The sequence below is a fragment of the Stenotrophomonas nitritireducens genome, from assembly GCF_050984405.1.
Taxonomy (GTDB): Bacteria; Pseudomonadota; Gammaproteobacteria; order Xanthomonadales; family Xanthomonadaceae; genus Stenotrophomonas; species Stenotrophomonas nitritireducens_B.
In genome coordinates this window covers 3,071,300-3,083,595 of sequence record NZ_CP158790.1, presented here as the reverse complement: position 1 = coordinate 3,083,595, position 12,296 = coordinate 3,071,300, and the positions used below count along the sequence as shown (strand labels likewise).

Genomic DNA, 12,296 nt, shown 5'->3' with positions numbered 1-12,296 from the left:
GGATGGCGGCCGGGGGGACATCGACGGCCGCGAATCTAGGTTTTTCCCGGGTGAGATAACAGTGAAAAATCGATTAATAGGCGAGGTCGGAGAGAGGGTCCGCAAGGAAGCGTTCAGCTGCGCTTCCCTGCGGACCGCCAAGGCCTCAATTCAGTTTGAAATCGACCGGCACCAGGCCGTAGGCCTGCACCGCGCGCCCGTTGTCGGTGGCCGGCTGGAACGTCCACTGGCGCAGTACCTGGCTGCGCGCGGCGTTGTCCAGGCTGCGGTTGCCGCTGCTGCGCTCGACGCTCACTTCCAGCGGCCTGCCGTCCACGCCGACCAGCACGCGCAGCGTCACCGTGCCCTGCGCGCCGACACGCAGGGCGTCGCGCGGATAGGCCGGTGCCGGGGCGTGCAGGTAACGCAGCTGCACGCCGGCCAGCGGTGCGGGCGGCGCGATCGAATCGGCGACCGGGCCGGTGTCGGTGGGCGTGGGCGAAGTCGGCGCTGCCGGCAGCGGGATGACCGCCTCGGTGGCGAAGACCGGCATCGGTGCGTTGTCCACCGGCACCGGCAGGGCGTGCCGCGATGGCGGCGGCGTCTGCCTGACCACCGGCACCGGAACCGGCGGCGGGGGCGTGGGCGCCACCGGGACGATCTCCGGCAGCTGCCAGCGCGGCTCGCGGGGAGCGGCGTCGCTGCGGATGGGGGCCTGCGACAACGGGATGAGCAGCAATCCTGCCGCCAGCGCATGCAGGGCGATGGCCGTGCTGTAGGCGAGGATGCGGGAGGTGTCGAAACGGATCGGGGAAATGCCGGGCTGCGTGCGGACCATGTGCCACCTCCATGCGTGGGTGTGTGCTGGAGAACAACGCTCGGTGACGCGGGACGGGGTTGCGATGTTCCGGCCCGCGTGCCTGCAGTGCGCCTGCAAAGCGGCGATCCGGCAAGCGGGGGCGGATTTCCTGGTCAGCCGCCAGACAGGAAAACGGCGCCCGCAGGCGCCGTTTTCCGGGAACGTAGAAGCGAAGGCTCAGCGGCCCAGTTCGAACACCACGTCCAGGCTGACCGACAGCGTGGTCTCGCCCGGCGACACCGCCGTGTCCATCTCGGCCTTGGCCGAACGCGCCATCGTCATCATCGGCATCGGCGGGCGGAAGCCGCCGCCACCGCCCTCGGAGATGCTGACGATGCGGCGCACGCGCAGGCCCAGCGACTTGGCGTAGGTCTCGGCGCGGGCCTGGGCCTTCTTCAGCGCGGCCACGCGCGCTTCGTCGTAGACCGGCTCGGGCTGGTCGATCTCGAAGCTGGGGCCGTTGATCTGGTTGGCGCCCTGCGCGGCCAGGCTGTCGAGCACCTTGCCCAGCCTGGTGATGTCGCGCACCTTCAGGCTGACGGTGTTGCTGGCCTGGTAGCCGGTGATCTTCGGCGCTTCGTTCTCGGCGTAGCGGTACTGCGGGCTCAGGTTGATGCCGCTGGTCTGGATGTCGCGCTCGGCGATGCCGGCGGCCTTGATCGCGGCCATCACCTTGTCCATCTGCACGGCGTTCTCGCGCATGGCGGTGTTGCCGTCGGCAGCCTGGGTGACCACGCCGGCCGACAGCATGGCCACGTCCGGCACGCGCCGGGCCTCGGCCTGGGCGGAGATGTTGAGCAGGGTGGCGTCGCTGGCCACGACGGCCGGGGCGTTCTGGGCGTGGGCGGTCATCGGGGCTCCCGAAGCGAAGGACAGGGCGAGCAGCAGCGGGGCGAGTGCGGAATGGCGCATGTGGATCCTCCTTGGATGGATGCGAGGGTGGTGCGGTGGCGATGAACGGGCGGTGAGGCCAGGCGGGGTCGCGGGCGCAGCGTCGGCTTTGCCCGCGGTTCAGCCGGGAACGGGCGAAGCGTAGGCGGGAAGGGTGGTCCATGGCGAGCGCGCCGGCAGGCGGCAGCGCCGGCCGCGACGGGCGCAGGTTATGCTTCGCCGATGCTCTATCTCGCTTCCCGCTCCCCCCGCCGCAACGAACTGCTTGCGCGCCTGGACATCCCGTTCCGCGCGCTGGACCTGGACGTACCGGAAATCCGCGGCGCCGCCGAAACGCCGGCGGCCTACGTGCGCCGCGTCGCGCTGGACAAGGCGCGCGCGCCGGCCTGGCGCGGGTCGCCGACGACCCGCAGGCGGTGGTGCTCGGTTCGGACACCGAAGTGGTGCTGGGCGACCGGGTCTACGGCAAGCCCGCCGACGCCGGCGATGCCGCGGGCATGCTGCGTTCGCTGGCCGGGCGCACCCACCTGGTCATCACCGCGGTGGCGCTGGTGGCGCATGCGCGCGAGGACCTGGCGGTGGTCGAATCGGAGGTGACGTTCGCGGCGATGGCCGAGGACGAGATCGCCGCCTACGTCGCCAGCGGCGAGCCGATGGGCAAGGCCGGCGCCTACGCCATACAGGGCGGCGCCGAACGCTGGATCAGCCGGCTGGCGGGCAGCTATTCGGGCGTGATGGGGCTGCCGTTGCAGCAGACCGCCGCGCTGCTGCGCGGTTTCGGCGCAGGGAAGGATTGAACGGATGTCCGAAGAAATACTGGTGAACGTCACCCCGCGCGAAACCCGCGTGGCGGTGATCGAGAACGGCATGCTGCAGGAGCTGCACATCGAGCGCGGCTGGCGCCGCGGCGTGGTCGGCAACATCTACAAGGGGCGGGTGCAGCGGGTGATGCCGGGCATGCAGGCGGCCTTCGTCGAGGTCGGGCTGGAGCGCGCCGCGTTCCTGCACGCCAACGACGTGGTGCGGCCGGCGCCGGTGGCCGCCGACACCGAGGAGACCGCGCCCAGCCTGCCGCTGCCCTCGTCAGTGCCGATCGTCGAGCTGCTGCGCGACGGCCAGGACGTGGTGGTGCAGGTGGTCAAGGACCCGATCGGCAGCAAGGGCGCGCGCCTGACCACCCAGGTCAGCATCCCCTCGCGTTACCTGGTGCTGTTGCCGCAGTCGAAGATGGTCGGGGTGTCGGCACGCATCGAGGACGAGGCCGAGCGCGCCCGGCTCAAGGCGCTGGTGACCGAGATCTCCGCCCAGCACGGCGGCTACGGCTACATCGTGCGCACCAATGCCGAGGGCCAGCCGGCCGAGGCGCTGGCCGAGGACATCTCCTACCTGTCGCGGGTGTGGAACGTGGTGGAGCGCCGCGGCCGCGAGGCGCCGCCGCGCAGCATCATCTACGAGGACCTGAGCCTGCCGCTGCGCTCGGTGCGCGACCTGATCCGCAAGGACGTGGAGAAGGTGAAGGTCGACTCGAAGGAAACCTTCGCACAGCTGCAGGCCTTCGTCGCCAAGTACATGCCGGTGCTGGCCGAGAAACTGGAGCTGTACACCGGCGACCGCCCGATCTTCGACCTGTACGGCGTGGAGGACGAGATCGGCCGCGCGCTGGACAAGCAGGTGCCGCTCAAGTCCGGCGGCTACCTGGTCATCGACCAGACCGAGGCGATGACCACCATCGACGTCAACACCGGTTCCTTCCTCGGCCAGCGCAACCTGGAAGAAACCGTGTTCCGCACCAACCTGGAGGCGGCGCAGGCAGTGGCGCGGCAGCTGCGGCTGCGCAACCTCGGCGGCATCATCATCATCGACTTCATCGACATGGTCGATCCGGAGCACCGCCGCCAGGTGCTGCGCACGCTGGAGAAATCGCTGGCGCGCGACCACGCCAAGACCACGGTCTACGACTTCTCGCCGCTGGGCCTGGTGGAAATGACCCGCAAGCGCACGGTCGAGAGCCTGGAGCGGCAGCTGTCCGAACCCTGCCCGGAATGCAGCGGGCGCGGCAGCATCAAGACCACCGAAACCGTCACCTACGAGATCTTCCGCGAGATCACCCGCGCGGTGCGGCAGTTCGACGCGGCGCGGCTGCTGGTGATCGCCTCGACCAAGGTGGTGGCGCGCATCACCGACGAGGAGTCGGCGGCGGTGGCCGAGCTGGAGGAGTTCCTCGGCAAGAGCATCCGTTTCCAGGCCGACGACCAGTACCTGCAGGAGCAGTTCGACGTGGTGTTGCTGTAGCGGTACGCCGGGGGCGGCCCGCTACCAGCGGGGGCGGCGGTAGCGGGACGCCGGCCGTTGCATTGCGATTCCGGCTGCCGCAGGCATTCTTTCCTACTTCCGTCCCGCTCTCCGTTCCCGGTCCCGTTTCCCGATGCCCGTGCTGTCGCGCTACCGCCTCCGCCACCTGCGCCGCCATGCGATCTACGCGCTGGCTGTGGTGCTGGTGGTCGTGGCCGTGCTGGTGGGCACGCTCAACCAGCTGCTGCCGCTGGTGGAACGGCACCCGCAGAAGGTCGCCGCCTGGCTGAGCGAACGCGCCGGCCAGCCGGTGGCGTTCGACCGCCTGGACACCGCCTGGACCCGGCGCGGCCCGCTGCTGCGGCTGGACGGGCTGCGCATCGGCCAGGGGCGACGGCGTGCGCATCGGCCGCCAGGGCGACGGCGTGCGCATCGGCCAGGCCGAAGTGCTGGTGTCGCTGTATTCCGGACTGCTGCCGGGCGCGCCGCTGACCGAGCTGCGCCTGCGCGGGCTCGCGCTGACCCTGCAGCGGGCCGACGACGGCCGCTGGTCGGTGCGCGGCCTGCCCGCCGCCGGCGCCGGCGATCCGCTGGAAACCCTGCGCCGGCTCGGCGAACTGCAGGTGATCGGCGGCCGCCTGCGGCTGGAGGCGCCCTCGCTCGGGCTGGACGCGGAACTGCCGCGGATCGACCTGCGCGCCTGCGCGTCGACGGTGGCCGGGTGCGCGCCGGCGCGCGCGCCTGGATCGATACCGGCGCCGCGCCGGTGACCGCGGTGCTGGACTTCCAGCGCCAGCGCGGCGACGGCACCGCCTGGATCGCCGCGGCGCCGGCGGACCTGTCGGCGTGGTCGCCGCTGCTGCGCCTGGGTGGCGTGCGGCAGGTGCGCGAAGGCTCCGGCACGCTGCGCAGCTGGGTCACGGTGAGCGACCACAAGGTGGCCTCGGTGGTGGCCGATGCCGAACTGGCCGGGGTCGGGCTCGCCGGCGAACCGTTCGCCGCGGGCGGCAAGCCGCCGACCACGAGCTTCGACGCCCTGCGCGCGCGCGCGCGCTGGCGCCACGACGGCACCGACTGGCGCGTGGACGCGCCGCGGCTGCGCGTGGCCACCGGCCAGGGCGGCGCGCAGGTGCTCGACGGCCTGCTGCACCTGGGCGGCGGAAAGGCTTTTGCGCTGCGCGGGCAGCGGATCGACGCGACGCCGCTGCTGCGGGTCGCCGCGCTGAGCGGCGCGGTGGAACCGGGCCTGCGCCAATGGCTGTACCGCGCCGCGCCGGTCCTGCGCTTCGCCGACGTGGACATCGCCGGCCGCGCCGGCGGCGCCTGCAGGGCGCCGGCGAACTGGAAGACGCCGCGTTCGCCGCGGTCGGCGGCAGCCCCGGCCTGAGCGGCCTGCGCGGGCATTTCGAGGGCGATGGACAGGCGGTGGCGTTGCGGCTGCGCCCGGACCAGCCCCTGCGTTTCGACTGGCCGAGCGGTTTCGGCGTCGTCCACGACCTGCGGCTGGACGGCCAGGCGGTGGCCTGGCGCGAGGGCGCCGGCTGGCGCGTCGGCACGCCGTGTGATGCGCGTGCAGGGCAACGATTACGCCGCCAGCCTGCGCGGCGGGCTGTGGTTCCAGGGCGACGGCACGCGGCCGTGGATCAACCTGGCCGCGGAACTGGACGATGTGCCGATCACCGCGGCCAAGGGCTTCTGGGTGCGTTCTGGGTGCGTTCGCACATGAGCGCGGCGGCGGTGCGGTGGCTGGACGAGGCGCTGGTGGACGGACACCTGCGCGACGGCATCGGCCTGGCCGTCGGCGACCTCCTACGACTGGCCGTTCGACGGCAACGACGGCCGCTTCGAGGCGGGCGGCCGCATCGACAACGGCACCCTGCGCTTCTCGCACGGCTGGCCGGCCATGGACGGCGTCGATGCCGACATCGCCTTCATCGCCAACGGGTTCGCGCTGCAGGGCCGCGGCAACCTCGGCGGCGTCAAGGTCGACGCCTTCCGCGCCGGCATCGCCGATTTCCACGAATCGCTGCTGAAGGTGGACGCGCGCACCCTCGACGACAGCGGGCACCTGCTGGCGCTGCTGCGGCGCAGCCCGCTGCAGGCCGCCTACGGCGGCGAAACGCTGGACGCGCTGGGCGCCAGCGGGCCGGCCGCGGGTCAACTTCGGCCTGTCGCTGCCCCTGCACGGCGGCGCCGGCCAGGGTCCGCGGCGACGTCGAGCTGCGCGCGGCGCCACCCTGGCCGACCGCCGCTGGGACCTGCGTTCGACAACGTGCGCGGCAAGGCCGAATACGGCAGCGACGGCTTCCGCGCGCCGGCGCTGCAGGTCCGCCACAAGGAGCACGACGGCGTGCTGTCGCTCGCCGCCGGCGCGCCGGTGAGCGACCCGGGCCATGCGTTCGAGGCGGAGCTGACCGCCTCGCTCGGCGCCACCGACCTGCTGGAGCGCGCGCCGGAACTGAAATGGCTGCAGCCCTACCTGCACGGCACTTCGCGCTGGACCATCGGCGTGGCCCTGCCGAAGACGCCGGAGGGCAGCCGCAGCGAACCGCCGACCACGCTCAGCCTGCGTTCGGACCTGCAGGGCACGCGCGCTGCAGTTGCCGGCGCCGCTGGACAAGCCGGCCGCCGATGCGCTGCCGACCCGGGTGACCGCCAGCCTGCCGCTGGGCAGCGGCACCACCGAGGTCGCGTTCGGCCGGCGCATGGCCCTGGCCGCGCGCACCCAGAACGGCCGGACCGGCGTGCAGGTGACCATGGGCAGCGACCGGGTCAGTCGCGAGCCGCCCGCCGACGGGCTGGTGATGGACGGGCGCACGCCGTCGCTGGACGCGCTGGAGTGGATCGCCCTGGCACGCGGCAGCAGCGCCGGCGGAGACGCGGGCGGCGACAAAGTGGCGCTGAAGCAGGTGGATGTGCTGGCCGACCAGCTGCTGCTGGTCGGCGGCCGCTTCGAACAGACCCGCCTGCGCCTGCGGCCGGGCAACGGCGCGGTCGCGGTACAGCTGGAAGGTCCGGCGCTGGCCGGAGACCTGCGCGTTCCCGATGCCGAGGGCGGCACCGTCAGCGGCACGCTGGCGCGCGTGCACTGGCAGGCGGCCTCGGCCGTGGCCGGCGAGGCGGGCGACCGCCCGGCCGATCCGGTGGACCCGGCCAAGGTCCCGCCGCTGTCGCTGGACATCGCCGACCTGACCTTCGGCAGGCGGTGCTGGGGCAGGCCAGCCTGCGCACGCGGCCGCTGGCCGACGGCCTGCAGGTCTCGCAGCTGCAGTTCCGTTCGCCGAAGCAGGCTATCGACGTGACCGGGCAGTGGCGCGGCACCGGCGCGCAGGCGCGCGCACGCGTTTCGAGGCGGCCGTGCACAGCGAGAACCTGGGCGGGCTGCTGGACAGCCTCGGTTACGGCGGGCAGCTGCGCGGCGGGCAGGGGCAGCTGCAGTTCAACGCCGGCTGGAACGGCACGCCGTCCGCCTTCAGCCTGGCCGGGCTGGAGGGCACGCTGGATTTCGACGCGCGCAACGGCCAGATCCTCGAGGTCGAGCCGGGCGCCGGCCGGGTGCTGGGCCTGCTCAGCGTCGCCCAGCTGCCGCGCCGGCTGATGCTGGATTTCCGCGATTTCTTCTCCAAGGGCCTGGCGTTCAACCAGGCCGAAGGGCAGGTGACGTTCGGCGACGGCCTGGCCCGCACCGACAGGATCGGCATGCAGGGCCCGGCGGCGGACATCGCCATCCGCGGCCAGGCCGACCTGCGCGCGCAGCGTTTCGACCAGACCATCGAGGTCAACCCGCGCTCGGGCAACCTGCTCGCCGTGGTCGGCGCGGTCGCCGGCGGCGGCCCGGTCGGCGCCGCGGTGGGCGCCGCCGCCAACGCGGTGCTGGGCAAGCCGCTGGGCGAGATCGGCGCCAAGACCTACCGCGTCACCGGGCCATGGTCCGATCCCAAGGTGGAAGTGATCGACCGCGACGCCCCGCGCCTGCCGCCGCCGGCGGTGAGCCCGGCCACCGCCGGCACGCCCTGACCGTTTCTGCCGCATGCTTGCTTACCGCAGGCCTGCCCCCATCTGGAAAGCCATGACCGACAACGCCCTGACGCTCGCCGAATCCCGCCTGCTGCTGCCGGCCGGGCTGGACGCCAACCGCCTCGAACGCACCTTCGGCACGCTGCTGGGCCCGGGCATCGACTTCGGCGATCTGTATTTCCAGCATTCGCGGCGCGAGAGCTGGAGCGTGGAGGACGGCATCGTCAAGGACGGCGCCCACTCCATCGAACAGGGCGTGGGCGTGCGCGCCATCGCCGGCGAGAAGACCGGCTTCGCCTATTCCGACGACATCCAGCCGGCCGCGCTGCTGGCCGCGGCGCAGTCGGCGCGGGCGATCTCGCGCGACGGCGGCACCTGCAACGCGAGCGCGCTGGTGCGCGGCGGCACACGCGCGTTGTACCCGGCGCTGGATCCGGTGGACAGCCTCGGCAACGAGGCCAAGGTGGAGGTGCTCAAGCGCCTGGACCGCTACCTGCGCGCCGCCGACCCGCGCGTGCAGCAGGTGATGGTGAGCCTGTCCGGCGGCGTCGACACGGTGCTGGTCGCGCGAAGCGACGGCGTGCTCGGCGCCGACGTGCGCCCGCTGGTGCGGCTGAACGTGCAGGTGATCGTCGAGCAGGACGGCCGCCGCGAATCCGGCTATGCCGGCGGCGGTGGACGCTACGGCTACGCGGAACTGTTCGCCGACGGCCGCCCCGAAGCCTTCGCCCGCGAGGCGCTGCGGCAGGCACTGGTGAACCTGGAGGCGATCCCGGCCCCGGCCGGGGTGATGCCGGTGGTGCTGGGCCCGGGCTGGCCCGGCGTGCTGCTGCACGAGGCGGTCGGCCACGGCCTGGAAGGCGACTTCAACCGCAAGGGCACCAGCGTCTACGCCGGCCGCATCGGCGAGCGCGTGGCGTCCAAGGGCGTGACCATCGTCGACGACGGCACGCTCGATGGCCGCCGCGGTTCGCTCAACATCGACGACGAAGGCACGCCGACCCAGTGCACCCCGCTGATCGAGGACGGCATCCTGGTCGGCTACATGCAGGACACGCTCAACGCGCGGCTGATGGGCGTGGCGCCGACCGGCAACGGCCGCCGCGAATCGTTCGCGCACATGACCATGCCGCGCATGACCAATACCTACATGCGCGCCGGCAGCCACGATCCGCAGGAAATGATCCGCTCGGTGAAGAAGGGCCTGTATGCGGTGAACTTCGGCGGCGGCCAGGTGGACATCACCAGCGGCAAATACGTGTTCTCGGCGACCGAGGCCTACCTGATCGAGGACGGCCGGATCACTGCGCCGGTGAAGGGCGCGACCCTGATCGGCAACGGCCCGGAAACCATGCAGAAGGTGCGCATGGTCGGCAACGACCTGGCGCTGGACGAAGGCGTGGGCATCTGCGGCAAGGACGGACAGAGCGTGCCGGTCGGCGTCGGCCAGCCCTCGCTGCTGATCGACGGCCTCACCGTCGGCGGTACGCAGGCCTAGTGCCGGCAGCTTGCTGCTTCCCCTACTCCCCGCCGGGCTGTTTGCCTTCGGGGGATGCCCCTCACCCCAACCCCTCTCCCGCAGGGAGAGGGGCTTCAGGCTCAATCGCGCGTGTCGGCTTCGCCGTCGAGGTCGTCGAAATCATGTTCGGCGTCGTTGTCCTCTTCCTCGTCCTGCCCGGCGGCGGACTGCGCCGGCAGCATCAGGTCGCGCAGCACCTGGTAAAGCTCGCGGAACGCGCGCGGCGGTTTGTTCCTGGCTTTCTCCGCCAGCGCGTTGCGCACCAGCGTGCGCAGCTCCTGGCGGTCGGCGCCGGGGTATTCGTCGAGCAGTTCGGCCAGCGCGGCATCGCCTTCGGCCAGCAGGCGCTCGCGCCAGCGCTCGATGCGGTGCATCAGCGCCACCGCGCGCTTGGAGGTCTCGCTGTTGGCTTCCAGCGCGTCGCGGATCGCGTCGAGCGTGGCGTCGTCCTCGCGGCGCATCTGCTTGGCCAGGAACGCCAGCTGGCGCTTGCGCGCGCCGTGCGAGGTGATGCGCTTGCTGTACTCGATGTGCTCGAGCAGGTCTTCGGGGATGGGCAGGCGCGCCAGCTGCGCGGCCGTCAGGTCCACCAGCTTCTCGCCCAGCGCCAGTACTTCCAGCGCCTCGCGCCGGTTCTGGCTGCGGCTCTCGCTGAAAAATTCGCCGGTATCTTCGTCGCGTCCGCGCATTGCCTTGTTACTCGATTAAAGTTCGTGTGTACCCGCACGCCGCTTTGCAAAGCCCCTCTCCCCGCGGGAGAGGGGTTGGGGTGAGGGTACGGGCGAAGCCTCGTGCAACCAGCCATCATCAGGCTTCGCCCGTACCCTCATCCGGCGCTCCGCACCACTTTCTCCCGAGGGGAGAAGGGAACGGCAGGCATGGCTGAAGACCTGAAAGGATAAAGCATTGGACACCAACCCCACCGAAACCCACTTCAGCGACGACAGCCTGCAGCGGCTGGAACAGCTGGCCGGCATCTCCCAGCGGCTGCTGGAAAAGGCGCGCGCGCTGGGCGCCAGCCAGGCCGAGGTCAGCTGCAGCGAAGACCGCGGCATGGACGTGAACGTGCGCCTGGGCGAGGTGGAGACGGTCGAGTCCACCCACGACCGCGGCATCGCCGTCACCGTGTACTTCGGCCAGCGCAAGGGCAGCGCCAGCACCGCCGACCTGCAGGAAAGCAGCCTGGAGGCGACCGTCGCCCAGGCCTGCGCCATCGCCCGGCATACCGAGGACGACGAAGCCGCCGGCCTGGCCGACGCCGCGCTGATGGCGCGCGATTTCCCCGACCTGGACACCTGGCACCCGTGGGCGCTGGACGCCCGCCACGCCGTGGACCTGGCCCTGGCCTGCGAAGCGGCCGGGCGCGCCGACGCGCGCATCGCCAACTCCGATGGCGCCTCGGTGGCCACCGCGCAGAGCTTGTCGGTCTACGCCAACTCGCACGGCTTCATCGGCCGCGAACGCAGCAGCCACCACTCCATCGGCTGCGCGCTGATCGCCGGGCAGGGCGATGGCATGCAGCGCGATGGCTGGTACAGCAGCGCGATCGCGCGGGCCGACCTGCAGGACCCGGAGGCCATCGGCCGACGCGCGGCCGAGCGCACCGTGGCGCGCCTGCAGCCGCGCTCGCTGCCCACCGGGCAGGTGCCGGTGCTGTTCGCCGCGGAAGTCGCGCGCTCGCTGATCGGCCACCTGCTGTCGGCCGTTTCCGGCGGCGCGCTGTACCGGCGCGCCAGCTTCCTGCTCGACAGCGCCGGGACGCAGCTGTTCCCGGACTGGTTCGCCATCGACGAACGGCCGCTGCTGCGCCACGGCCTGCGCTCGTCCGCGTTCGACGGCGAAGGCGTGGCCACGCGCGACTCGGCGCTGGTCAGCGGCGGCGTGCTGCAGCGCTACATCCTGGGCAGCTACTCGGCGCGCCGGCTGGGCCTGCAGACCACCGCCAACGCCGGCGGCGTGCACAACCTCGCGGTCGCGGCCAATGCCGGCGACCTGCAGTCCATGCTGTCGGGTATGGGAACCGGCCTGCTGGTCACCGAGCTGATGGGGCAGGGCGTCAATGGCGTGACCGGCGACTACTCGCGCGGCGCCGGCGGCTTCTGGGTCGAGAACGGGCAGATCGCCTGGCCGGTGGACGGCATCACCATCGCCGGCAATCTGAAGCAGATGTTCGCCGGCATCGAGGCGGTGGGCAGCGACGTGGACCGGCGTTCGCATGTCTCGACAGGATCGATCCTTGTCGGGAGAATGACCGTCGCGGGCGACGATTGACGTATTCTTCGGCAGCCGCCGCTGGGGGGCATCCAGGGGACCGCGGATGACAGCCACCCCACTCATTCCACAAGACCAAGGGTAAAGGGAAACACCATGAGCGATTACGAGAACAGCACTCCGCCGGCGGCAGGCTCCGGGTCCGACGACAACACCATTGCCATGCTGGTGCACCTGTCGGGCATCATCCTGGGCTTCATCGTGCCGCTGATCATGTGGCTGGTGAACAAGGACAACCCGCAGAAGTCGTTCCTCACCGACCAGTCCAAGGAAGCGCTGAACTTCCAGCTCACGCTGCTGGGCGTCTACATCATCGGCACCATCCTTTCGATCATCCTGATCGGCGCGCTGATCAACCTCATCGCCTGGATCGCCGGCATCGTGCTCAGCATCGTCGCCGGTCTGGCGGCCAACAAGGGCCAGGCCTACCGCTATCCGTTCGCGATCCGCCTGATCAAGTAATCCGGC

7 protein-coding genes and 2 pseudogenes are annotated in these 12,296 nt (G+C 71.5%); 6 read left to right on the top strand and 3 right to left on the bottom strand.

The features are described from left to right. Nucleotides 1-145: 145 nt before the first annotated feature. Together ABTV91_RS13710 and ABTV91_RS13705 are read right to left on the bottom strand one after the other, a co-directional pair. Nucleotides 146-817, bottom strand: a complete 672-nt coding sequence (locus ABTV91_RS13710) for an energy transducer TonB (RefSeq protein WP_433851922.1) — start codon at nucleotides 815-817, stop codon at nucleotides 146-148. A 198-nt stretch (nucleotides 818-1,015) separates the two neighbouring features. After that, nucleotides 1,016-1,750 (bottom strand): SIMPL domain-containing protein, encoded by a 735-nt coding sequence (locus ABTV91_RS13705; protein WP_433851921.1) that lies wholly within the window; start codon nucleotides 1,748-1,750, stop codon nucleotides 1,016-1,018. A gap of 201 nt (nucleotides 1,751-1,951) precedes the next feature. Here ABTV91_RS13705 and ABTV91_RS13700 point away from each other — a divergent pair. The 4 genes and pseudogenes from ABTV91_RS13700 (at nucleotide 1,952) to tldD (ending at nucleotide 9,536) form a co-directional block, all read left to right on the top strand. Next, nucleotides 1,952-2,526 (top strand): annotated as a pseudogene (locus ABTV91_RS13700) (Maf family nucleotide pyrophosphatase). 4 nt (nucleotides 2,527-2,530) lie between these two features. Next, nucleotides 2,531-4,021, top strand: coding sequence for a ribonuclease G (gene rng, locus ABTV91_RS13695; RefSeq protein ID WP_153191284.1), 1,491 nt, complete (start codon nucleotides 2,531-2,533; stop codon nucleotides 4,019-4,021). A gap of 133 nt (nucleotides 4,022-4,154) precedes the next feature. Next, nucleotides 4,155-8,038: pseudogene (locus ABTV91_RS13690) on the top strand (YhdP family protein). Nucleotides 8,039-8,090: 52 nt separating this feature from the next. After that, the gene (gene tldD, locus ABTV91_RS13685; protein ID WP_433851920.1) at nucleotides 8,091-9,536 is read left to right on the top strand and encodes a metalloprotease TldD; all 1,446 of its coding nucleotides are present in this window, start codon (nucleotides 8,091-8,093) and stop codon (nucleotides 9,534-9,536) included. A 101-nt stretch (nucleotides 9,537-9,637) separates the two neighbouring features. Here tldD and yjgA read toward each other — a convergent pair whose 3' ends face one another. After that, nucleotides 9,638-10,246, bottom strand: coding sequence for a ribosome biogenesis factor YjgA (gene yjgA, locus ABTV91_RS13680; RefSeq protein WP_433851919.1), 609 nt, complete (start codon nucleotides 10,244-10,246; stop codon nucleotides 9,638-9,640). A 217-nt stretch (nucleotides 10,247-10,463) separates the two neighbouring features. Between yjgA and pmbA the strand changes: the two genes are divergently transcribed. Beyond that, nucleotides 10,464-11,828, top strand: coding sequence for a metalloprotease PmbA (gene pmbA / locus ABTV91_RS13675; protein ID WP_433851918.1), 1,365 nt, complete (start codon nucleotides 10,464-10,466; stop codon nucleotides 11,826-11,828). A gap of 96 nt (nucleotides 11,829-11,924) precedes the next feature. Continuing rightward, nucleotides 11,925-12,290, top strand: coding sequence for a DUF4870 domain-containing protein (locus tag ABTV91_RS13670; protein ID WP_433851917.1), 366 nt, complete (start codon nucleotides 11,925-11,927; stop codon nucleotides 12,288-12,290). Nucleotides 12,291-12,296: the final 6 nt, after the last annotated feature.